Annotated in this window: 8 protein-coding genes; 3 read left to right on the top strand and 5 right to left on the bottom strand. The window is 73.3% G+C overall.

Annotated features, from left to right (window positions below):
- The 4 genes from ACFYOY_RS28005 to ACFYOY_RS28020 all read right to left on the bottom strand — a co-directional run bounded on the left by ACFYOY_RS28005 (position 1) and on the right by ACFYOY_RS28020 (position 22199).
- Positions 1-18624, bottom strand: a complete 18624-nt coding sequence (locus ACFYOY_RS28005) for a non-ribosomal peptide synthase/polyketide synthase (RefSeq protein ID WP_388590322.1) — start codon at positions 18622-18624, stop codon at positions 1-3.
- Between the two features lie 134 nt (positions 18625-18758).
- Positions 18759-20117 (bottom strand): serine hydrolase domain-containing protein, encoded by a 1359-nt coding sequence (locus ACFYOY_RS28010; RefSeq protein WP_388590324.1) that lies wholly within the window; start codon positions 20115-20117, stop codon positions 18759-18761.
- A gap of 49 nt (positions 20118-20166) precedes the next feature.
- A complete protein-coding gene (locus ACFYOY_RS28015) occupies positions 20167-21366 on the bottom strand; it encodes a copper amine oxidase (RefSeq protein WP_351884978.1) in 1200 nt (399 codons plus the stop codon).
- 14 nt (positions 21367-21380) lie between these two features.
- On the bottom strand, positions 21381-22199 hold the full coding sequence (locus ACFYOY_RS28020) for a hypothetical protein (RefSeq protein ID WP_388590326.1): 819 nt from the start codon (positions 22197-22199) through the stop codon (positions 21381-21383).
- A gap of 314 nt (positions 22200-22513) precedes the next feature.
- On the opposite strand from ACFYOY_RS28020, the gene ACFYOY_RS28025 reads away from it, so the two are divergent.
- Together ACFYOY_RS28025 and ACFYOY_RS28030 are read left to right on the top strand one after the other, a co-directional pair.
- Positions 22514-22927 (top strand): helix-hairpin-helix domain-containing protein, encoded by a 414-nt coding sequence (locus ACFYOY_RS28025; protein ID WP_351884984.1) that lies wholly within the window; start codon positions 22514-22516, stop codon positions 22925-22927.
- Entirely contained in the window at positions 22924-23238 is a 315-nt protein-coding gene (locus ACFYOY_RS28030) for a hypothetical protein (protein ID WP_351884986.1), read from the top strand. The genes ACFYOY_RS28025 and ACFYOY_RS28030 overlap by 4 nt, the downstream gene beginning before the upstream one ends.
- Before the next feature lie 16 nt (positions 23239-23254).
- Here ACFYOY_RS28030 and ACFYOY_RS28035 read toward each other — a convergent pair whose 3' ends face one another.
- The gene (locus ACFYOY_RS28035; protein WP_351884989.1) at positions 23255-23992 is read right to left on the bottom strand and encodes an SDR family oxidoreductase; all 738 of its coding nucleotides are present in this window, start codon (positions 23990-23992) and stop codon (positions 23255-23257) included.
- Between the two features lie 145 nt (positions 23993-24137).
- On the opposite strand from ACFYOY_RS28035, the gene ACFYOY_RS28040 reads away from it, so the two are divergent.
- Positions 24138-24719: a TetR/AcrR family transcriptional regulator gene (locus tag ACFYOY_RS28040; protein WP_388590329.1), complete on the top strand. Its 582-nt coding sequence runs from the start codon at positions 24138-24140 to the stop codon at positions 24717-24719.
- The last annotated feature ends 7 nt before the right edge of the window (positions 24720-24726 follow it).

Genomic DNA, 24726 nt, shown 5'->3' on the forward strand with positions numbered 1-24726 from the left:
TCACCGGTCGTCGTGGTCGCTGCCGCTGGAAGCGGCGTCTTCGAGTTCGCGCAGGATGTGCTCCTCGACCAGGTCGGCGAGGGCGGAGACGGTGCGCGCGGTCAGAATGTCCCGCGGGGTCAGGTCGACGGCGAACGCCTCCTTGGCCCGGGAGGCGATCAGCAGGCTGCGGACCGAGTCACCGCCCAAGGTGAAGAACTCGTCCTCCGCGCCGACCGGCGCCACCCCCAGCACCTCCGACCAGATCTCCGCGATGACCTCCTCGGTGGGGGTGCGCGGGGCGATATGGCCGGCCGGTGCGGCGGCGGTGGTGGCGGGGCCGGGCGCGGGCAGCGCCGCGCGGTCGGTCTTGCCGTTCTCGGTGAGCGGCAGCCGGTCCAGCACGGCGAACGCCGACGGGACCGTCGGGCCCGGAAGCGTCCGGCCCAGATGGGTGCGCAGCTCGGTGTCGGCCGGGGCGGCGGCCCCGGGTGCGAGGACCAGATGGGCTACCAGCCGGCGCACACCGGGCTCGTCCTCCCGCACCGTCACCACGGCCTCCGCGACGGCGGGATGGCCGCACAGGGCGGTCTCCACCTCACCGGCCTCGATGCGATGGCCGCGCAGCTTGAGCTGGTGGTCGACGCGCCCCAGATGGTGGAGGCGGCCCTGGGCGTCGTAGCGGGCGAGGTCGCCGGTGCGGTACATCCGCGAGCCGGGCGGCCCGAAGGGGTCGGCGAGGAAGCGGGAGGCGGTCAGCCCGGCGCGGCCCAGATAGCCGCGGGCGAGCGACGGACCGCTGACCCACAGCTCGCCGGGTACACCCACCGGTACCGGGCGCAGCCGTGCGTCGAGCAGCTGGACCCGGGTGTTGGGGATGGGTCGCCCGATCGGTGGCGGGGCGGCGTTGGAGTCGAGCGGCTCGGACCAGGTGGCCACCACGGTGGTCTCGGTGGGCCCGTACGCGTTGATCATGCGGTGGTACGGCGCCCACCGGGCGGCCAGTTCCGCGCCGCAGGCGTCGCCTCCCACGATCAGCGTCCGCAGATCGGGCAGCTCACGCTCGGTGCCGGCGGGCAGTGTCGCGAGCGCGGCGGGCGGGATGAGGGTGTGCGTGATCCGCTGCCGCCGCAGGATCTCCGCGAGATGGCCGCCCAGCAGCGGGCCGGGCTCGGGCACCACCAGGGCGGCCCCGGACGGCAGCGCCATGCACAGCTCCAGGACGGAGGCGTCGAAGCCGGGCGAGGAGAACTGCAGGACGCGGTCGTCCGGCCGCACCTGGAAGTGCTCGGCCTCGGCGGCGGCAAACCCGGCGATCCCGCGGTGGGTGACAACCACTCCCTTGGGGGTTCCGGTGGACCCGGAGGTGTAGATCACGTAGGCGGGGTCGTCCGGGTGGACGGCGCCGAGGCGGTCCTCGTCCGTGGGGCGGTGCGCCGGGCCGTCCGGGGCCCGGACCTCGGCGGCCCGTTCGATGACGAGATGCGGGGCGGAGTCCTTGAGCATCAACTCGATGCGCTCGGCCGGGTAGTCGGGATCGATGGGCAGATAGGCGCCCCCGGTCTTGGCCACCGCGAGCCGGGCGACGACGGACTCCACCGACCGGGGCAGCACCAGCGCGACGATCCGCCCGGGGCCCACGCCCTGCCCGATGAGGTGGTGGGCGAGGCGGTTGGCCCGGCCGTCCAGCTCCGCGTAGGTCAGACGCAGGCGCAGGGAGTCCACCGCCACCGCGTCCGGGCCGCGGTCCGCCGCCGCCTCGAACAGCTCGGCCCATGTCGCCTCGGGCACCTGCCGGGCGGTGTCGTTCCAGTCCACCAGCAGTCGGTGGCGCTCGGCGGCCGGGAGGACGTCGATATGGTCCAGCGGCAGCTCGTCGGGGGCCGTGGCCAGCGTGCCGAGGAGATGGGTGAGCCGGTCCGCCAGCGCCTCGGCGGTGGCCTCCTCGAACAGCCGCGGATCGTAGCCGAGTTCCACCGACAGTTCGGATCCGGGCGAGACCACCACGGTCAGCGCGTAGTTGGTGGACTCCAGGGCGTTCAGATCGCGCACCCGCAGCCCGTGCTCGGCCGCGGCGGCGCTGTTGATGGGGTAGTTCTCGAACACCACCAGGCTCTCGAAGAGGTCCACCCCGGCGGGGAGTTCGCTCCAGCCGCGCAGCTCGGACAGCGGCACATGGCCGAAGCCGCGCGCGTCCGCCTGCTCGGCCTGCAGCTCCCGCAGCCAGGCGGCGGTTCCGGTGGCGCCCGCCACCGCGCACCGCACCGGCAGGGTGTTGATGAAGATGCCGGTGATGTCGTCCGCGCCGGGCAGCTCCGCCGGGCGCCCGGAGACCGTCGTCCCGAAGCAGACGTCCGACTCGCCGCTCAAGCGGGATACGAGCAACGCCCAAGCGCCCTGCACGATCGTATTCATGGTGAGCCGGTGCCGCCGGGCGAAGTCCTGGAGGGCGGCGGTGTCCTGCTCACCGAGTCGCTGCGACAGCCAGTGCGAGGACCGGGTCGCGATCTCCGGCGTCGGCCTGCGGTCAAAGGGGAGGGGAGTGGGAGCGGTGAATCCCTCCAGGGCCTGCCGCCAGTGCGCCTGCGCGCGCGTGTGGTCCTGACGGCCGAGCCAGGCGACATAGTCCGCGAACGGTCTGCGGGCTTGCAATCTCGGCTGCTCACCGGCGGCCAGGGCGGCATGGGCGGCGAAGACATCGCCGAGCACCTGGAAGACGCTCCAACCGTCCAGCAGCACATGGTGGAAGGTCCACAGCACCCGCACCTCACCGGGCGAGAGCCGGGCCAGGGTGACGCGGAGCAGCGGGGCCGCGGCGAGATCGATCCCACGGGCGCGGTCCCGGTCCAGCAGCCGCTCCAGCGCGGCCGTGCGCTCGTCCTCCGTGAGGCCGCTCCAGTCCAGCTCCTCGATCGGTACGACCGCGGTGCGGCGCACGACCATCAGCGGCTCGGCCACATCGTGCACCACCACCTCGCCGCGCAGCACCGGGGTGCGGTCCACGACATGCCGCCAGGCGGCCGCCAGCACCCCGGAATCGGCGACCCCGTCCAGGACGAACGTCGCCTGCTCCACATAGAGCCCTTGGTCCCGCTGGGCCAGTGCGTGGAAGAGCAGCCCGGACTGGGTCGGGGTCAGCGGATGGATATCGGCCACGTCCCGGCCGTCGCCCGCCAGCCGGTCGACGGTCGCCTGGTCCAGCGCGGCCAGCGGGAAGTCCGAGGGCGTCCGCCCGCCCGCGTCGGGGCGGGTGCACAGCCGCACGATCGCCCGCAGCTCCTCCACCATCTCCTCGGCGAGCCGGCGCACGGTGGCGCGCCGGTGCAGCGACCGGGAGTAGGACCAGCCGAGTTCGAGCCGACGGTCGGTCACCCGGCCGATCACATCGAGGAGATGCGGCCGGTCCGCCTCCGGGCTCATATCGCCCTCCAGCCCACCGGTCAGGGCGTGCAGCAGACCATCCGCCGCGGGTGGCTCCCAGTCCTGCTGCCCGAGGTAGTTGAAGCTGATCTTCGGGGCGGTGGGGAGGCCGGCGGCGGCCGCGCCGGACAGATGGCGCAGCGCGCCGTAGCCCAAGCCGTTTCCGGGGACCGTCCGCAGCCGCTCCTTGACGGCCTTCAGCGTCCGCTCCAGCCCCCAGTCGGCGGGTGTCTCCAGCGCGACGGGGTACATGCTGGTGAACCAGCCGACCGTACGGGACAGATCGACGCCTTCGAAGATCTCTTCCCGGCCGTGCCCCTCCAGGGCCACCGCCACCCGGTCCCGGCCGGTCCAGCGGGCCAGCACCCGCCCCAGGGCGCAGAGCAGGACGTCGTTGACGCGGGTCCGGTACGCGCCCGGCACCTCCTGCAGCAGCAGACGGGTCTCCTCGGCGCCGAGCCGGACGGTCACCTCCTCCTCGAAGGCCGCGGTGTTGGGGCCCTCGCTGTCCGTGGGCAGGTCGGTGCAGCCGTGGGTGGCCGCCCAGTGGTCGCGTTCCGCGTCGAAGCCCCCGGCGGCGGTGTGCTCGCTCAGGCGCCGTGCCCAGGTGCGGAACGACGTGGTCTTGGCGCCCGGTTCCACCGTCCGGCCCGCGGCGATCTGCCGGTAGGCGGTGTCCAGGTCCTCCAGCACGATGCGCCAGGAGACGGCGTCGACCACCAGGTGGTGGGCCGTCAGCAGCAGCACGGGCCGCTCCCCCTCGCCCCGGGTGAAGAGCGCCGCGTGCAGCAGCGGCCCCCGGGTCAGGTCGAACCCGGCCCGTATCCGCCCGGCCGTCTCCCGCATCACCGCGTCCCGCCGCCCCGGCGCCACGGAGGACAGGTCGTGGAGGTCCAGCACCGGCTGGTCCTCCGGCGGGGCGTTGTGCTGGCGTACGGCGCCGTCCTCGGTCCGCTCGAAGCGCAGCCGCAGGGCGTCATGGTGGGTCACCACCGTGGACAGGGCGGCCCGCAGCGCGCTCTCGTCCACCGGCGCGGTCAGCTCGGCCGAGACCGACTGGGTGAAGTGCCCCGCCGTGCTGGGCAGTTGCTCGAAGAGCCAGTGCTGGATCGGGGTCAGCGGCACCTCCCCGACGACCGGGTCCTGCTCGTGAGCGGTCGCTGTGGCCGGGGCCTCCCGCGCGGCCATGGCCAGGTCCGCCACGGTCTGGTGGACGAAGAGATGGCGCGGGGTCAGCTCGATACCGGCCCGCCGGGCGGCGGAGACGATCTGGATGCTGAGGATGGAATCGCCGCCGAGGGTGAAGTAGTTGTCCTCCACGCCGATCCGCTCCACCCCCAGGACCTCCGCCCAGATGGCGGCGAGGGCCTTCTCGGTCTCCGTGCGCGGCTCGACGTGGCCGGTGGCGCGGGCCGCCCACACGGGCGCGGGCAGGGCCCGCCGGTCCAGCTTGCCGCTCGACCCCAGCGGCAGCCGGTCCAGGACCACCAGAGCCGAGGGGACCATATGGTCCGGCAGGCTCGTGGTGAGGAAGGCACGGATCGCGGCGGTGTCGGCCGGTGGGGCGCCGGGGACCTGGACCACATAGCCGGCCAGGCGCTTGTGACCGCCGGTGTCGACGACGGCCGCGGCCGCCTCGGCGATATCGGGGTGGCGCGCCAGCGCGGCCTCGACCTCGCCCAGTTCGATCCGGAAGCCGCGCACCTTGACCTGGTCGTCGGTTCTGCCGAGGTACTCCAGCTGCCCCCGCTCGTCCCAGCGGACCAGATCGCCGGTGCGGTACATCCGGCCGCCCGCGGGGCCGAACGGATCGGCCGTGAACCGCTGCGCGGTCAGCCCCGGCCGGCCGAAGTACCCCCGGGCCAGGCCCGGTCCCGCCAGATACAGCTCGCCCGGCACCCCGACCGGCACCGGCCGCAGCCGCGCGTCCAGCGCATAGGCCCGGGTGGCGGCGACCGGGGCGCCGATGGGCGGGGTGCGGTCCGGGTCGGCGGGGTCACAGGTCCAGGCGGTGGCGTAGACGGTGGCCTCGGTGGGTCCGTAGATGTTCGCCACCCGGCAGCCGGGAATGGCGGCGCGGACCTCCTGGACGGTGCGGGCGGCGAGCCCCTCGCCCGCCAGCACCACCGTGCCGGCCGTCACCGAGACCGACCCCTTGCCGAGCACCTGCCCGAGCGCCGAGGGCACGGCGCTGATCAGGCTCGCCGTCCAGGCTTCGGTCCCCTCGGCCAGGGTGAGCAGATCGCGGACGACCTCGACGGCGCCGCCGGCCAGCAGCGGGCAGAGGATCTCGAAGACCGACACATCGAAGTTGAGGGAGGTCGAGGCCACCACATGGGAGAGCCCCTGGGCACCGAACTCCTCCCGCGCCCACGCGGCCAGCGCGGCCACGCTCTCATGGGTGACCACGACGCCCTTGGGCGTACCGGTCGACCCCGAGGTGTGGATGGCGTACGCCGGATGGGCGGGGTCCAGCGGGCAGCGCCGCTCGGCGTCGCCGATGTCCTGCGCGGGCAGCTGGGCCAGCTGACGGCCGCACTCCGCGTCGTCCAGCAGGATCCGGCCGCCCGCCCCGGCGGGGATGCGGTCCGCCACGTCTCCGGTGGTCACCACCGTGTCCGGGGCGATGTCGCCGAGCATGAAGGCGATGCGCTCCGCCGGATACGCCGGGTCGACCGGAAGATAGGCCGCCCCGCTCTTGAGTACCGCCAGCACGGCCACCACCAGCTCCGGGGTGCGCGGCAGCGCGAGGGCCACGAACCGTTCCGGCCCGGCGCCGGAGGCGATCAGCAGCCGGGCGAGCCGGTTGGCGCGCTCGTTCAGCTCCCGGAAGGCCAGCCGTCCGCCGTCGCCCAGCACCGCCACCGCGTCCGGGGTACGGGCCGCCTGAGCCTCGAAGAGCGCGGGCAGCACCGCGTGCGGCGCGGCGGCGATGGGGCCGCTGAAGCGGTCCAGGATCCCGCGCGTCTCGCCCTCGCTGATCAGCGGCAGGTCGTCCAGCCGGCGCTCCGGATCGGCCGCCATCTCCTCCAGCAGCGTGCGCAGACACGCGCCCAGCCGCTCGATCGTCGGGGCGTCGAAGGCCGCGGGATCGTAGTCCAGGGAGATCGACAGCCGTTCCTCGGGCGCCACCACGACGCTGAGGGCGAAGTTGGTGGGCTCCACATCCCGCTCCTGCCGGATGCCCAGGCCGTGAGCCGTGATGGCCTCGCTGTCGAACGGGTAGTTCTCGAAGACCACGATGGAGTCGAAGAGGCTCACCCCGCCGGGCACCTCGCTCCAGCTCCCCAGCTGGGCCAGGGACACGGACTCGAAGAGCCGGGCCTCCGACTGCGCCGACTGCAGCTCCCGCAGCCAGTCCAGCAGCCTGCTCCGCCCCGCCACCCGGACCCGGGTGGGGATGGTGTTGATGAACACCCCGACCATGGACTCGACCCCCGGCAGCGCGGCAGGCCGCCCCGAGACGGTGGTGCCGAAGCACAGGTCGTCGGACCCGCTGTACCGGGACAGCAGCAGCGCCCAGGCGCCCTGCACCACCGTGTTCATGGTCAGCCCGCCCCGCTGCGCCGTCGTACGGAGCAGGGCGGACTCCTCGGCGCCGAGGGTGACCCGGTGCGAGCCCGACGAGGCGCTGCGGTGCGCCTCCGACGCGGGCCGGTCGCGCGGTAGTTCGGTGGGCGAGGCGAACCCCGCCAGCGCCGTACGCCAGTACCGCTCGGCCTCCGCCGTGTCCTGTTCGCCGAGCCAGCCCAGGTACTCGCGGAACGGCCGGCGGGTGGGCACCACGGGCGCCCGGCCCGAGGTGAGCGCCGCGTACCGCTCGCAGACCTCGTCGAAGACCTGTGCCGCGCTCCAGCCGTCGAGCAGCACATGGTGGAAGGTCCAGACGATCCGGACCTCATCGGCGGACAGCCGGATCAGCGCCAGCCGCATCAGCGGCGCCGTGGCCAGGTCGATCCCCTCGGCGCGGTCCTCGGCGAGCATGCGGAGCAGCTCGGCCTCGCGCCACTCCTCGGGCCGCTGTGTCCAGTCGTGGTGGACGATGCGGAGCGTCGCCCCGCGCGTCACGACCTGCAGCGGCTCCGGGGTGTCCGCCCACACCAGGTGGGTGCGCAGGATCGGATTGGCGTCCACCGTGTGCCGCCATGCGGTGCCCAGCGCCTGCGGGTCGCGCGCCCCGGTCAGCGTCAGCTGGACCTGGTTGACATAGGTGTCCGACGCCGGATCCATCAGCCCGTGGAACAGCATCCCGGCCTGCGTCGGGGTCAGCGGATAGATGTCCTCGACCGCCCGGCCGTCAGCGGCGATCCGGTCCACCGCGGCCTGGTCCAGCCGGGCCAGCGGGAAGTCGGACGGGGTCCGGCCGCCCGCCGCGGGGTCGGCGCAGTGGCCGATGATCTCCTCCAGCGCGCGGAGCATCCCCCGCGCCAGGCAGGCCACGGTCTCCTCGGTGTGCGTCCCGGAGCCGTAGTACCAGGTGATCTCCAGGCACCGGTGCTCCACCCGGCCCACGACGTCCAGCAGATGGGCCCGGACCGTGTCGGGCGCGGCGTCACCGCCCAGACCGTCCCGTACGGTGCGGACGAGACCGGTGTCCCCGGGGTCCTCACCCGTGGCCGACCAGTCGAACTGCCCGAGGTAGTTGAAGCTGATGCCGGGCTCCGCCGCGCCCCGGAGCTCCGAGGCGGGGTCGAGATGGCGCAGCGCGCCGTAGCCGACGCCGCGTGCCGGAACGGCCCGCAGCTGCTCCTTGACGGACTTGAGCGTCTCGCCCCAGCCGCCCTCGGCAAGGTCCAGGGCGACCGGATACAGGCTGGTGAACCAGCCGACGGTGCGGGACAGGTCCACCCCGTCCAGCAGGTGCTCCTCCCGGCCGTGGCCCTCCAGGTCCACGGCGATCCGGCGCCGTCCGGTCCAGTCGCCGAGCACCCGTCCCAGCGCCGCGAGCAGCACATCGTCCACCCGGGTGCGGTAGACCTCGGGGACCAGCCGCAGCAGCGCGTCGGTGCGCTCACGGTCCAGCCGGACGGTGACCTGGGCCATGGACGCCACCGTGTTGTCGCCCTCGCCGTCCACGGGCAGCCCGGCGGCACACTCCGCGGACACCGCTCGCCAGTGGGGGAGTTCGGCGTCGAAGCCGCCGGTGACGGTGTGCTCGGTCAGCTTGTGGGACCAGTCCCGCACGGAGGTGGTGCGCGGGCCGAGGTCGGCCCGCCCGCCCGTGAGCAGTTGCTGGTAGGCGGTGTTCAGGTCCTCCAGCAGCACCCGCCAGGAGACACCGTCGACCACGAGGTGGTGGGCGGTCAGGAAGAGTGTCGGCCGCTGCCCGTCTCCGTGGTGGAACAGCCGCGCGGCCAGCAGCGGTCCCCGGGCCAGGTCGAATCCGGCCTGTGCCTCCGCCATCGCCGCGTCCTCGGCGGCCCGCCGCTCCGGCGTGCCGAGCCCCGACAGGTCGTCCTCCCGTAAGAGCGCCGGGCTCGTCAGCTCCGGCGGCGGGCAGTACTGCCGGGGGCCTCCGTCGGCCCCGGTCGCGAACCGCGTCCGCAGCGCGTCATGGTGGACCAGCAGCGCGTCGAGCGCCGCGCGCAGTGCGCGGAGGTCCGGATCCCGCTGGAGTTCGACGACCACCGACTGGTTGAAGTGGCCGGGCCGGGCGGTCCGCATGCCGAAGAACCAGTGCTGGATCGGGGTGAGCGGCACCTCACCGGTCACCGGCCCGGTGTCGGCGGCGGGCGCCGCGGTCGGGGTGGTGACGGTGGCGAGCGAGGCGATCGTGGGGTGCCGGAAGAGCTCCCGGGGGGTGAGCGCCAGCCCCGCCTGGCGGGCGCGGGAGGCCACCTGGATGCTGAGGATCGAATCCCCGCCCAGATGGAAGAAGTTGTCCTCGGCGCCGACCCGCTCCCGGCCCAGCAGTGTGCTCCAGATCCGGGCGAGGGTCCGCTCGGCGTCGGTACGGGGTGCCACATACCCCGCCGTCCCGGCCGCGTCCGGGTCGGGCGCGGGCAGCTTGCGGCGGTCCACCTTGCCGTTGCGGGTGAGCGGCAGGGCGTCCAGGGCGACGAAGGCCGACGGCACCATGTAGTCGGGCAGCAGGCCGCCCAGGAAGGCGCGCAGCTCCCCGGTGCCCGGCACCTCGGCCCCGCGCACCGGCACCGCATAGCCGGTCAACAGCGTGCGGTCGCCCACGTGGGCGAGCGTGACGACCGCCTGCGCCACGGCCTCGTGGCGGGCGAGCGTGGCCTCGATCTCGCCCGGCTCGATGCGGAAGCCCCGGACCTTCAGCTGGTCGTCGGCGCGGCCCTGGAAGCGTAGTTCACCGTCGTCGGTCCAGGCCACGATGTCCCCGGTGCGGTACATCCGGGAGCCGGGCGGCCCGAACGGATCGGCCACATACCGCTCGGCGGTGGCGCCCGGGCGGCCGTGGTAGCCGCGGGCCAACCCGGCGCCCGCGATGTACAACTCCCCGGGGATGCCGGGCGGTTGCGGCTGGAGGGCACTGTCGAGGACGTACGTCCTGGTGTTGTCCAGCGGCCGTCCGATGGGCAGCGAGCGCGGCAGCGCCTCCCCGGAGCGGAAGGGGCGCCGGGTGGCGAAGGTCGTGGTCTCGGTGGGTCCGTAGCCGTCCACCACGGTCAGCTCCGGGCAGGCCGCGAGCACTCGGCGCACCGCCCCGGGGGGCACCGCCTCACCGCCGGTCCACACCTCCCGGGCGCCGCGCAGCGCCTCCGGCGCCTCCTGTGCCAGCAGCCGGAACAGCCCGGCGGTCAGCCACAGGCAGCTGACCCCGTGCTCGCCGATCGCCCGGCGCACGGTGTCCGCGTCCACGTCCCCGGCAGGCGCCAGCACGGCCCGGCCGCCGCGCAGCAGCGGCACCCACAGCTCGTACGTAAAGGCGTCGAACGCCTGGGGGGAGTGCACCAGCACCCGGTCGTGGCCCGTGAAGGCGCGGTCCGCGACGAGGGAGGTCACATCGCGGTGGCGCACCGCCACCCCCTTGGGCCGCCCGGTGGAGCCCGAAGTGAACATCAGATACAGGGCGTTGTCGGGGGAGAGCGCCACGCTCGGCGGCCCTGAGGGGCCGTCGTCGTCGCCGGACTCCACCATCAGGATCCGCCCGGCGCCCGAGAGGTCCGCCGCCGTGCGCTCCCAGGCGCGGTCGGTCAGCAGCAGCTCCGCGCCCGCCTCCGCCAGCACGCTGCGCAGCCGGTCCTCGGGGGCCCGGGTGTCCAGCGGTACGTACACCCCGCCGGCCTTGACGATCGCCAGCAGCGCCACCACCAGCTCCACCGACCGGTCCGTCAGGACGGCCACCGGACGCTCCGGTCCGACGCCGTGGCCGATGAGCCGGTGGGCCAGCCGGTTGGCGCGGGCGTCCAGCTCCCGGTAGCTCACCGGGCCCGCCTCGCCGTCCAGGGCCGTCGCGTCCGGCGCACTCCGCACCCGGTCGGCGAACATCCCGGCCACCGTGGACTCGGGCAGCGGGACGTCGGTGTCGTTCCACTCCCGGAGCACCTGGTGGCGCCGCATGGAGGTGAGCATCGGAAGGCGTGCGGGCGCCCGGTCCGGTCCGTCGGCCATGGCCGCCAGCAGCACCGTCAGATACTCCGCCAGCCGCCGGGCGGTGGCCGTATCGAACAGCGCCGGGTCGTAGCCGAGCCGCAGCGCCAGCTCCGCGCCGGGGTAGACCACCAGGGACAGCGGATAGTTGGTGGTCTCCACGCCGTCCAGATCGCGCAGGGCGAGGCCGTGGGCGGCGGCGAGGTCGTCACCGAGCGGGTAGTTCTCGAAGACCACGATGGAGTCGAAGAGGTTCACCCGCTCGGGCAGGCCGGTCCAGGACCGCAGCCGGGTGAGCGGTACGAAGTCGAACCGCCGGTCCTCGGTCTGCCCGGCCTGCACCTCGCCGAGCCAGGACAGCAGGGTGGAGCCGGCCGGCACCGTGAGGCGGGTCGGCACGGTGGTGATGAACAGCCCGTTCATCGTCTCCACGCCGGGCAGCTCCGGTGGCCGTCCGGACACCGTGGTCCCGAAGACGACATCCTCGCGCCCGGACTGCCGCGCCAGCAGCAGCGCCCAGGCGCCCTGCACCACGGTGTTCAGGGTGAGCCCCTCGCCCCGGGCCAGCTCCTGGAGCCGGCCGGTGGTGGCGGCGGGCAGGGTGAGCCGGATGTCCTCGGTGGACTCGGCGTGGTGGGTCTCGGTGGGCTCCCGGTCGTACGGCAGCGGGGTGGACTCCGTGAGGCCGCCGAGCCGGGCCCGCCAGTGCTCCTCGGCCAGGACCCCGTCGCGCTCCCGCAGCCACGCCACATAGTCGCTGAACGGACGGCGCCCGGGCAGACCGGTGGCCAGGGCCGTGCCGGAGGCCCCGTCACGCGCCCGCGCGTGGCAGTGGAAGACATCCGAGAGCACCTGGAAGAGGCTCCAGCCGTCCAGGATCAGATGGTGGAACGTCCACACCACCTGGACCTCGGTGGCCGACAGCCGGGCCAGCGCCAGCCGCGTCAGCGGGGCGGCGGCCAGGTCGAGACCGCGCTCCCGGTCCTCGGCGAGAAACCTCCGCAACTCCTCCCGGCGCTCGTCGGGCCCGGACAGCCGACGCCAGTCGAGCAGGGTGACCGGGATCCGCACCCCGCGCTCCACCACCTGGACCGGCTCGGGCACCCCCTCCCACACCACGCGGGCGCGCAACACCTGCGTACGGTCGGCGACCTGCTGCCAGGCCGCGGCCAGCGCCGCCGGATCGGGCACCCCGTCGAGGACGAAACTCAGCTGCTGGAAGTAGGCGCGCCGATCGTCCTGGGCCAGGCTGTGGAACAGCATGCCGGCCTGGGTGGGGGTGAGCGGGTAGATGTCCTCCACCGTGCCGCCGTTCCCCGCCAGCCGGTCCACGGCGGCCTGGTCGAGGGCGGCGAGCGGGAAGTCGGACGGGGTGCGGCCGCCCGCCCCTGGCGCGCTGCCGTGCCGGGCGATCTCGCGCAGCGCCTCGCGGAACTCCTCGGCGAGCCGGGCGACCGTCTCCTCCCGGTGCAGATGCGCGGAGTAGAACCAGGTGAACTCCAGGTCGTCCCCCTCGACCCGGCCCACCACCTCCAGCGGATGCGGGCGCGGCGAGGACGGGTCGGCGTCCAGCGCCAGTTCCCGGTGGAGACCACGGAAGAGGCCGTCGCCACCGCCCGGCGACTCGAACCGGCCGAGGTAGTTGAAGCTGATCCCGGCCGTGGGGCCGTCGGGGAGGCCCTCGCCATCGAGCAGATGGCGCCGCACCCCGAAGCCCAGACCACGCCGTGGCACGGCCCGCATCTGCTCCTTGACCGACTTGAGGATCGTGCCCCAGCCGCCGTCCGGAAGGTCGAGCGCCACCGGGAAGCGGGTGGTGAACCAGCCGACCGTACGGGACAGATCCAGGTCAGCGAAGAGCTCCTCGCGGCCGTGGCCCTCCACGTCCACCGGCACCCGGGCCCGCCCGGTCCAGTTGCGCAGCACCCGGGTCAGCGCGCTCAGCAGCACATCGTTGACCTGCGTCCGGTAGACCTCGGGCAGCGTCTGGAGCAGTGCGGCGGTCTCCTTGGGGCCGAGCCGGAGGGTGACCGACCGGGCCGAGGCATAGGTGTTCGGCCCCTCCAGGTCCATCGGCAGTGAGGGGTCGCAGGCCCCGGCCAGGCCGGTCCAGTACGCCTCCTCGTCGGCGAACCCGCCCTCGGCCGCGTGGGCGCCCAGCCGCAGCGCCCAGCGGCGCAGCGGGGAGGACTTCGCGGGAAGCCCGGCCCCCTCGTCACGGGCGGCTCGCCGGTAGGCGCTGTCGAGATCCTCCAGGAGGACCCGCCAGGACACCCCGTCCACGACCGCGTGGTGGACGGTGAGATGGAGGACCGGGTGCGGCCCGGCGTCCCGGTCGAGCACCGCGCGCAGCAGCGGTTCCCCGGCCAGGTCGAAGCGGCCCAGATGCGCGCCACCGGTGGTCGTCAGCGGTACGCGGACCGCCGCCGCGTCCTCGATCCGATGGTGCCAGCCGTCGTCCCGGCGGTGGAACCGGGAGCGCAGCGCGTCATGGTGTGCCACCAGCGCGTCCAGGGCGTGCCGCAGCGCGTCCTCGTCCACGTCCTCGGGCAGCACCAGGGAGATGGTCTGGTTGAAGTGGCCGGCCCGCTCGGGGTCGGTGGTGAACAGCCAGTGCTGAATGGGGGTCAGCGGCAGCTCCCCGGTGGCCGTCTCGTCCCCGTCGGAGCCGGGCGGCCCGGCCGGGGCCGTGGTGGTGTCCAGATGCAGGGCCAGCGCGGCGACCGTCTGGTGACGGTAGACATCGCGCGAGGTGACGGCGAGCCCGGCCTGCCGCGCCTGTGAGACCAGCTGGATGCTGAGGATCGAATCGCCGCCGAGGGAGAAGAAGTTGTCCTCCACCCCCACGCGCTCCACCCGCAGGACCCGGGCCCAGACCGCCACCAGGGTCCGCTCGGTGGCGGTACGGGGAGCCACATAGCCCGGTGCCGCGGCCTCGGCCCAGTCCGGCTCGGGGAGCCGGCCGCGGTCCAGCTTGCCGTTGGGGCTCAGGGGCATCCGCGCCAGGACGACGACCGAGGCGGGCACCATGTAGTCGGGCAGCGAACGCCGCAGGAACCGCCGCAGCCCCGCCGGGTCCGGCGCGGCCCCCGCGGCGGCCACCACATAGGCGATCAGCCGCGCATGACCGTCCGCCTCCCGGGCGACTGCGGCCGCCTCGGCGATATCGGGGTGGCGCAGCAGCGCCGTCTCCACCTCGCCCCGTTCGATCCGGAAGCCGCGGATCTTCACCTGGTCATCGGCCCGGCCCAGGTACTCCAGCCGGCCCTCACCGTTCCAGCGGACCAGGTCACCGGTGCGGTACATCCGGCCTCCGGGCGGCCCGAAGGGGTTCGCGAGAAAGCGGTGGGCGGTCAGCCCGGGCCGCCTCAGATAGCCCCGGGCCAGGCCCTGCCCGCCCAGATACAGCTCACCGGTCACCCCGGGCGGCACCAGCCGGAGCGTCGGGTCCAGGACATACGCGCGGGTGCCCGCGACCGGGCGGCCGATCGGCGGGGCCTGCGACGGCGCCTGGCCGTCGCAGAACCAGGCGGTGGCGTACACCGTGGCCTCGGTCGGCCCGTACAGATTGGCGATCCGGCAGGACGGCATGGCCTCCCGGATGTCCCGTACGGTCTGGGCGGGCAGTGCCTCGCCCGCCAGCACGACCGTCCGGGCCCGGGCCGCCGGGGGGTCCTCGCCCAGAAGCCGGGAGAACACCGAGGGCACCCCGCTGAGCAGCCCCTGCGCACGCGGCCGCCCGCCCGGGTCGGTGAGGGCGAGCAGATCCCGCACCACCTCGACGCTGCCGCCGGCCAGCAGCGGACAGAGGAGCTCGAAGACCGACACATCGAAGTTGAGCGAGGTCGAGGCCACCACGTCGGTCAGCCGCTCACGGCCCAGCTCCGCCTCGGCCCAGGCCGCGAGCCCCGCCACCCCGCGGTGGGTGGCCACCACGCCCTTGGGCCGGCCGGTCGAACCGGAGGTATAGATGACATACGCGGGATGGGCCGGGTCCAGCGGACGGATCCGCTCCCCGTCGGTGATGCCGCCGTCCGCGAGCCCGTCCAACTCCGCGCGGACCGCCGGGTCGTCCAGCACCAGCGGTTCGGCGTCCGCGGGCAGACAGCCGGCCGTCTCCGTGGTGGTGAGGACGGTCGAGGGGGCGGCGTCCTCCAGCATGAACGCGATGCGCTCGGCCGGATAGCCGGGGTCCACCGGCAGATATCCGGCGCCCGCCTTGAGTACCGCCAGCAGGACGACGACGAGCTCGGCCGAGCGCGGCAGGGCGAGGGCCACCAGCCGCTCGGGACCGGCGCCCCGGGCGATGAGCAGCCGCGCCAGCCGGTTGGCGCGCCGGTTCACCTCGTCGTAGGAGAGGCTGGTGTCCTGGCAGGTCACGGCGGTGGCGGTCGGCCGCCGCGCCACCTGGGCGGCGAAGAGATCGGGCAGCGTGGCCTCGATGGCGGTCTGCTCCGGCCCGTTCCAGGCGTCGAGCATCGCATGCCATTCGGCGTCGGCCAGCATCCGCAGCTCGACCAGGGTGGCGCCCGGATCGGCCACCATGGCGGTCAGCAGCCGGTGCAGATGCCCGGCCATCCGCTCGATCGTGGCCGCGTCGAACAGATCGGAGTTGAACTCGGCGGTCAGCCCCAGCGAGCCGTCGTCGCGGGGCAGGAACTCCAGCACCAGATCGAACCGCGCGGCGGGGCGCGGCAGGGAGTGCTCGCTGATCCGCACACCCCCCGCCTCCTGGGCGGGCACCATGGCGCTCTGCTGCACCACCAGCGCCTGCACCAGCGGATTGCGGCTGGGGTCGCGGCGCGGGGCCAGCTCCTCGACGACCCGCTCGAACGGCAGCCGGTCATGGCTGAAGGCATCCAGCACCGTCTCGCGCATCGCGTCCAGGAACCGCTCGACGGTGCTGTCCCCGTCGACATCGGCGCGCAGCACCAGAGTGTTGACGAAGAATCCGGCGACCGACTCCAGCTCCTTGCGGTGGCGTCCGGCGGTGACGGTGCCGAAGGCGATGTCCCGCTGGCCCGAATAGCGGGAGAACAGCACCGCGACGGCGGACGCGAGCAGGGTGAACAGCGTGGTGTCCCGCTCCCTGCCGAGCCGGGTCAGCCCGGCCACCAGCTCGGCGGGCAGCTCACGGCGGTGCACCTCGCCCGCCGTCGTGCGCACCGGCGGGCGCGGGCGGTCGGTGGGCAGCTCCAGCGTCTGCATCCCGGCCAGCCGGCCCCGCCAGTACTCCAGATCCGCGTCCTCCCGGGCAGTGGCGGGACGGCTGCGCTCCCACACCGCGAAGTCCGGGTACTGCAGGGCGGGTTCGGGGAGCTCGGCGACGGCTCCGGACACCTCGGCGGCGTAGAGCGCGGCCAGCTCGCGCACCAGCACCCCGACCGACCAGCCGTCGGTGACGATGTGATGCTGTGCCAGCAGCAGGATGTGCTCCTCGTCGGCGAGCCGGATCAGCAGCGCCCTGGTCAGCGGCCCCTGCCGCAGGTCGTAGGGGCGGTTCAGCTCGCCGGTCAGGGTGCGGTCGAGCGTCTCGGCACGCTCCCGCGGCGGATGCGCGCCCAGGTCGACCCGGTCCAGCGGTACGGTCCCGTGTGCGGCCACCTGCTGCACCCCGTGCCCGTCCACGGTGGCGAAGGTGGTGCGCAGGGCGTCATGGCGGGCGGCCAGCCGGTCCAGCGCCCGGCGCAGCGCGACCGCCTCCAGCGGGCCGTCGAGCCGCAGCCCGGCCCCGGTGTTGTACTCGGTGCCGCCGGAGGTCAGATCGTCCAGGAACCACAGCCGCCGCTGGGCGGACGACAGCGGCAGCGGACGGTCGCGCGGCGCGGGCGGGATCGGCTCCTCGGGCGCGTCGGTGGCCCCGGCGGGCAGCCGGCCGGCCAGCCGTGCCACCGTCCTGGCGTCGAGCAGGTCGCGCAGCGAGAGCTCCACGCCCAGTTCGGCCCGGACGCGGGTCAGCAGCCGCACTCCGAGGATGGAGTCACCGCCCAGGCCCAGGAAGTCGTCCTCCACGCCCACCGTGTCCACCGGCAGCACCTCGGACCAGATGCGGGCCAGGGCCTCCTCGGCGGGGGTGCGCGGGGCGACCTGGCGGGAGTGGATGTCCGGCGCGGTGCGCGGGGCGGGCAGCGCCTGCCGGTCGATCTTGCGGTGCGGGGTGAGGGGAAGCGCATCCAGCACCACATAGGCGGACGGCACCATATGCGCCGGCAGCACCCGGGCCGCCGCGGCGCGCACCTCCGCGGCCTTCGGCGGGGTCCCGCCGCCGGGCGGCACCACATAGGCGACCAGCCGCTTCTGACCGGGCTCGTCCTCCCGTACGGTGACCACGGCCGTGCCCACCTGGGGGTGGCGGGCCAACGCGGCCTCCACCTCGCCCAGTTCGATGCGGAAGCCGCGTATCTTGACCTGGTGGTCGGCCCGGCCGAGGAATTCCAGTTCACCGTCGGCGTTCCACCGGACCAGATCACCGGTGCGGTACATCCGGGAGCCGGGCGGTCCGAAGGGGCAGGCAGCGAAGCGCTCGGCGGTCAGCCCCGGCCGGTCGAGATAGCCGCGGGCCAGGCCCGCGCCGCTGACGCAGAGCTCTCCCGTGACGCCGACCGGCACCTGCCGCGCCGCCTCGTCCAGCACGAACACCCGGGTGTTGGGAAGCGGACGGCCGATCGGCGGGGCGCCGGAGCCCGCCGCCAGGGCGTCCGTCCAGGTGGCCACGACCGTGGCCTCCGTCGGGCCGTAGGAGTTGACCAGTCGCCGCCCGGGCGCCCACAGGTCCACCAGATCGGCGGGGCATGCCTCCGCGCCCACGATCAGGGTGCGGAAGTCGGGCAGCCCGTCGTGGAGTTCCTCCGGGGGCACGGTCGCGAGCGCCGCCGGGGGGATCAGGGCATGGGTCACCCGCTTCTCCCGCAGCACCGCGGCCAGCTCGGCGCCCAGCAGGGGCCCCTCCGGGGGCACCACCAGTGCCGCCCCGGCGAGCACGGAGGAGCACAGCTCCAGAACGGAGGCGTCGAAGCTCGGCGAGGAGAACTGCAGCACCCGGTCGCCCGGCCGGACCCGGTAGTGGGCCGTCGTCGCGGCCGAGAAGTTCCCCAGACCGGCGTGCGGCACCAGTACGCCCTTGGGCACCCCCGTGGAGCCGGAGGTGTAGATGACATACGCGGGATGCTCGGGGAACAGCGGGCCGAGCAGGTCCGCCCGGCCGGGCGCGTGATCGGGGCCCGGCCCGGCCGCCACCTCCCGGATCCGCGCCGGGTCGTCGAGCACGGCCACCGGCCGGGCGTCGGCCAGCATCATGGCCCGGCGCTCCTCGGGATGCGCCGGATCGATCGGGAGGTACGCGCCACCGGCCTTCGCCACCGCCAGCTCGGCCACCACCAGTTCGGCCGAGCGGGGCAGGACCAGGGCCACCACGCGCTCCGGCCCCGCACCCTGCCCGATGAGGTGGTGGGCCAGCCGGTTCGCCCAGCGCTCGACCTCGCCGAAGGACCACTCGCGGTCGTCCGCCACCAGGGCCGGCGCCTTGGGGGTGCGCCTCGCCCATACGGCGAAGAGCTCGCCGAGCGGCGCGCGGGAGACGGCACGGTCCGTGGCGTTCCACGCCGCCGGAGGGAGGTCCGGGACATCCTGGGGTGCGGACACCGATGAGGTCGCGTAGTGGTCCGTCATGGCGGGGTGTGGCCCTTCAGAGCGGTTGAACGGGCGGATGAGTGACGGTTCGGGCCTGTCGGCGCCGAGCCGGGGCGCCCGCACCCGGCCGGGGGAGATGTGGGGAGACGGCCGTGCGTGTGGGCGGTGGGGCCTCAGACCAGGGCGCTCTTACGGGCCATCCGGCCCGAGAGCTGGATCCGGTCGACGGCGCCGGTCCGCGGATCGCGGACGAAGCGCCCGCCGGGGATCTGGCGTCCGGAGGAGGGGTCCACCAGATCACAGGTGAGGTCCTCATGGCAGACCAGCGGCGCGGGGAGGTCGCCGTCCACGGACAGGGCGAGGCCACCGCCGTCGCCGATGGTCACCTGGTACTCGATGTCGCCGTTGAGATAGATCCCGGTGCACTGCGAGGTCATGGCCATGGGGGCGGCCAGGTGCCGCGGGGTGGGGCCGGCGGGCACCCGGACGCCGGTGACCTCGCCGAGGACATCGGTCAGTTCGTTCCACAGCTCGGTGCCGCCGCCCGCGTTGGCGGTGAAGCCGACCACCACCCCCGTGGCGGGATCGGCCCGCAGCGAGCAGGAGGTGCCCTGGGCGTTGCCGTCGTGCCCGAACCACAGCGTCTCGCCGTGCCGGAAGAGCGCCCATCCCAGGCCCCAGCCGTCGGCCAGCACACCGGGGTCGGCGCCGGGCACCGGGCGGCGCATCTCCTCCGCGAGCTCACGGGGCAGCACCCCCCGCGGGCCGTCGCCGAGATGGGCCCGGCCCAGCGCCACCAGATCGAGCGCACTGGCCCGCAGCGCACCGGCCGCGGCCTCGGCGGGGGCGAGGTTCTGCCGCACCGGTCTGGTCCTGCCCGTGGCCGTGTTGGCCGAGTGGCCGCGCGCGGTCGGCCGGTGCGGGGTGGCGGCCGTGCCGATGAACGACGGCACGGTGCCCAGCGGATCGAGCAGCACGGACCGCATGGCCTCCTGCCAGCTCATCCCGGTGACCGTCTCGATCAGCCGGCCCGCCGCGACATAGCCCGCGTTGGAGTAGGAGAAGTCCGTGCCCGGGGGCATCACCAGGCTGCGGTCGGTGCAGTGGTCAAGCAGATAGCGTGCGGAGGTCACCGAGGCCACCTGGTCCGAGTCGGGCCCGGACGGCAGCCCCGCGGTGTGGCTGAGCACCTGGCGCACCGTGCACGGCGGGCCGGCCCGCCGCAGCTCCGGCACATGCTCGCCGACCGGGTCGTCCAGCTCCACATCGCCGTCCGCCACCAGGAGCGCCACCACGGTCGCGGTGTACGCCTTGGTGACGGAGCCGATGGGCACGGCCGCCTCGGCGGTGAACGGCTCGCCGGTCTCCGCGTCCAGGACGCCGGTCTGCACGGCGAGCGTCGTCCCGCCGCTGTGCAGGGCGAGTTGGGCTCCGGGCACCTGATGGGCGCGGGCCAGGGCGGTCAGGCGGTCCTCGAGGACGCGGCGTATCTTCGACCGCTCGACGGACGGTGCCGGGGTCGGACGTAACACGGTGCACTCCTTGCCGGGGGACGGAACGGGATGGGCGACAGGGGCCGGGTCAAGGCAGCTGGCTGGTGGCCGTGACATCCCGGGGCACGATCGTGAAGCCCTGCCAGTGGGTGGGCATCGGGTCCTGGTCCTCGTCCCTGGGCACATGGTGGAAGTCGACGCTGACCCAGGCGACCGGGTCGGTGAGCTTCTCGCCGCCGGTGTACTTGTCGACCGAGGTGGCGCAGTCCGGGGCGGTGTTGCCGTAGGCCAGCCGCTCGCACTCCCGGTACTGCGTGAAGTACATGTCGTGGTGGGTGAATTCCTCGGTCTCGTGCGGACCCCGGTACTGATCGCTGTGGTGGTTGTCGATCTCCCAGGACTTGGCGTGGCCGTCGGAGTTCTCGGCCGTGGGGTTCACCACCCGCCAGAAGCGGGTGGGCGCGAGGTCCGCCGCGGTCTCATCGGAGAGCACGGTGCGCTTGGTGGTGCGCTCGGCCGTACCGCTGCCCAGGTAGTCGTACTGCTCCACGGTGTTCGCCGACTGTCCGTCGACGTCGAAGTCCAGCCGCCAGAAGATGTTGTGCGAGTGGTTCTCGCTGAACCGGGTGGAGCCCACCCCGGTCGGCCAGCCGCTGCTCGCGTCGGAGAACTGGAACGGCGAGAGGCTCCCGGTGGCGCCCGAGCGGGGAGTGATGGAACCGTCGTCCGAGAAGCGCCATTCGGTGATGTAGTCGTACCAGCCGATCTCCGAGACCGAGAAGACGACCAGGTCGGTGCCGTGCAGGACGCCCTTCTCCACCGCGCTCTTGTAGGCGAACGGGCGGGGCTGCTCCTCGACGCACAGCACGGGGGTGTCCCGGAAGTCGTGCAGCCGCCCGTCCGGGCAGTCCTTGGCGCTGAGCCGGGTGAGTGTGCCTTGCTCCAGATCGCCGAAGCCGATCGCGGAGACGTCGTAGAAGCGCGGCTGACCGCTGTCGTAGGGCACATGCACCTCGGCGAGCGAGGCGCTCTTGAGGACACGGGTGGGGGCGCCGCGGTTCGGGGTGTAGATCACATCGCTGAGCACCGCACCGGTGTTGCGGTCGATGTCCCAGCACATCTGCCACCGGGCACCGTTCTTCAGGGTGGTGTCGATGCGATCCGCGGCGGGGCAGGACGGGGCCGCCGAGGCCCTCGTGGGCGCGGCGGACGCCGGGCCCGGCACCCACAGGGCCAGCAATCCCACCACGGCGACCAGCACACGGGCACGCCGAAACAGACTGGACACGGACAAAGCTCCCCTCACAGGCCGATGACGGCGGCGCGCCTGGCCGACAGATCGATGACGATCCGGCTGGTGTCGATCCACTTGCCACCCGGAAGGCGCACGAAGAGCTGCACACACCGGTGCTCACCGCACCGGGACACCTTCCGCGCGCCGTCCACCCCCTTGGCGCGGGAGCCGAGGAACGACATGCTCTGGAGGCGGAGTTGTGAGGGCGAGGTCAGCCGCTTCCCGGTCTGCGAGGTGTAGGAGTCGCGCATTCCCGGGCCGAGCCGGCGGTCGGCCAGGACGACCTTCACCGCCTCACGGGCCTCGGCCAGGGTGGGAGGCGGCTGGACGCCGTGCTGACGCGCGGAGTCGAGGACCTTCTTGGAGCGCAGATCGACCAGCCGGGTGATGAGGGTGTCCGAGGCGTAGTCGTAGAGCTGGACCTCGGCCCGGCTGTCCGGGGCGGAGGAGGCCGACTTGGCCCGGGGCGGACGGCGGGTGTCCAGCGGCTCGGCGCCGGAACCGCCCGCGACGTTCCGCTCCCCGCCCGCGGTGTCCTTCTTCGCGTCCTGGCCGCCCCGCGCGGGCGCGGTCCCGGGCCGGGTGGCGGCGTCGACGGCGATGCGGGACGCCTCGCGCGATTCCCCGGGCGTCAGCCGGCCGGAGTGCGAGGCGACGACGGCCGTGGGCTCCGGGGCATCGGACACGGGCGATCCGGCCGCCTGGAGGGCGGCGATCCCGCCGCCCGCCAGCACCGCCGTCAGACCCAGCGCCGCGGATACGCGCCATCGCCGGTGACGGCGCCCCCTCGTATCGTCCGCGCCCCTGTCAGTGGCGTTGTCTCTCATCACCCAGCCGTTTCCGTTGTCGGTCAGGAGAGCCCGGTGGGGCTCGCGGTGACAGCACTCGGCCGGATCCTGGATTGTCGCTGGTGCGTTCCCCGTCCGCACCGACGGGATTCAAGCCGCTGACGACGGCTTGCGCGGACCCCCCGGACACTTCGCTGTCCACTGATGGCTCACGCTTTCACCACTCCGGGCGGGGTAACAGTCGCATTTGTCATCAAGCGGCTGTGAGAAACGCATGTCCCGATGGGTGGCCGAACGGCCGCAAAGCGATGACGGGGAAGGCCCCTTGGAAGCCGCTCTGCCATCATGCTCACATGAGCCATTCGATCACCATTCGATGTGACATCTGTGGCGCCACTCATTCCTCCTCCGCGGCCGACAGCATTGGTGCGCTTCGCGAGGCCATCGTCAAAATGAGCTGGTCCAGGGCGCGATGGGATGACCGGGTGATCGATATGTGCGGTGGGTGCGGCGTCCGGGAAAAGGCGCCGAGCGAGTCCGGACGACGATGCGGTTCCTGCGAGGGCGGCGAACTCTTCGATGCCCTTGGACACGACAGAATCGGACATCGTTTGGCCAATGCATTACTCAGAGCTGGTATCGATAATCTCGAACTACTCTCCAGTTTCTCCGCGCGTCAGCTTCGCGATCTGGAAGGCATCGGCGCCGTGAGCGCACACCACGCACTCAATCGTCTGCACTCCGCACCGAGCGAAAGGCCATCGTGAAGGAATATTCCACCGGAACATCCGCGCGGCCCACTGTGTACACCGGCCTACGCCACCGGGTGCTGTGGGTGGTGGGTGTGGTGTTCTCCGCCGGCCTGCTGGCGCCGCTGTTATTCTTCGGCGCCGCCCGTAAGGGGATTGTGTCGCGCACCGTACCCGCCGGGTACGCGGTGGCCATCTATCCGATCGCGCTCGGGCGCCAGTGGCTGCCCGACCCGGGTAACTGGATCTCATGGACACTGGCGGCCGTGGTTCTCACCGCGGCCGTCCATGTCGCGCTGCTGGATACCGGCCGTACGCCCGGCGGTTGACCGTCGGGCGCGGGCCTCAGCTCTGTGCGGTGGGGCGGACCACGATCTCGCCGACGTCGACACCGGACGGCTGCTCGACGGCGAACGCGATGGCGCGGGCGATGGCGTTCGGCGGCATCGCGATCTTGGCCATGGAGTCCTGGATCTGGCTCTTCGCGTCCGGGTCGGTGATGGAATGCGCGAGCTCCGTCTCGGTGAACCCCGGCGAGATGGTGGTCACCCGCAGCGACTCGCCCGCCTCCTGGCGCAGCCCCTCGGAGATGGCGCGTACGGCGTTCTTGGTGCCGGCGTAGACCGACATCCGCGGGACGATGGTCAGCCCGGCGGTGGAGAGGGTGTGGACGAAATGCCCGAAGCCCTGCTCGCGGAAGACGGGCAGAGCCTCGGCGATGCCGTACAGCACGCCCTTGATGTTGACGTCGACCATCTCCTCCCAGTCCTCGACGCGCAGATCGTCGAGGGCGGAGATCGGGCTGATACCGGCGTTGCTGACCAGTACATCGAGCTTTCCGTACCGCTCGCGTGCCGTCGCCACCAGGCGGGACAGGTCCTCGCGCCGCTTCACATCGGTGACGACGGGGACGGCCTCGCCGCCGGCCTCGGTGATCCGGGCCGCCAGCGCCTCGATGCGGTCCGACCGCCGCGCGGCGAGGACGACCTTGGCGCCGCGCTCGGCCAGCAGCAGCGCGGTGGCCTCGCCGATGCCGCTGCTCGCGCCCGTAATGGCGATGACCTTGCCTTCGATACCGGACATCATGGGGAGTCCTTCCAGAGGGATTGCGGGAAAAGGGGGAGGCGGGGATGGCCTACAGTAAGAAGCGGAGCCGCCTCCACTTCACTCCGTCCACACTAAGCGGATGCGCCTCCACTTAGCAACCGGGGAATGAGGAGAGTCGTCGATGGCCAGGGATCCAGGGCGCCCGCTGCGGGCCGACGCGCAGCGCAACCGGGAGAAGATCCTCTCCGCCGCGGTGCGGGTGTTTGCCGAGGAAGGGCTGGATGCCCACCTCGAGCGCATCGCCAAGGAGGCGGGCGTGGGCACCGGCACCCTCTACCGGAACTTTGCGACCCGCGAGCTGCTGATCGAGGCCGCCTACCGCAATGAGCTGGCCCGGCTCTGCGACGCCGCCCCCGAGCTGCTGGCGGCCCTGCCCCCGCGCGAGGCCATGCGTGCGTGGCTGGGCCGCTTCATGGACTACGCGAACGCCAAGCTGGGCATGGCGGACGCGTTGCGGGGCGTCGTCGCGTCGGGCGTCAATCCGTACGCCCAGAGTCACGAGATGATCCAGGACGCCCTCTCGCGGCTGATGGGCGCCGCCGCCGCGGCCGGTGTGATCCGGTCGGACATCAGCGCGACCGACGTGTTCGCCGCTCTGACCGGCATCGCCCTCGCCTCGGGGAAGCCCGAGCAGCGGGAGCAGGCCGACCGCCTCCTCGACCTCACCCTGGACGGACTGAGCGCCGGATCCCGTCCTCAGTAAAGATTTC

Origin of the sequence: Streptomyces sp. NPDC007875 (assembly GCF_042868035.1) — a bacterium.
Classification (GTDB): Bacteria; Actinomycetota; Actinomycetes; order Streptomycetales; family Streptomycetaceae; genus Streptomyces; species Streptomyces antimycoticus.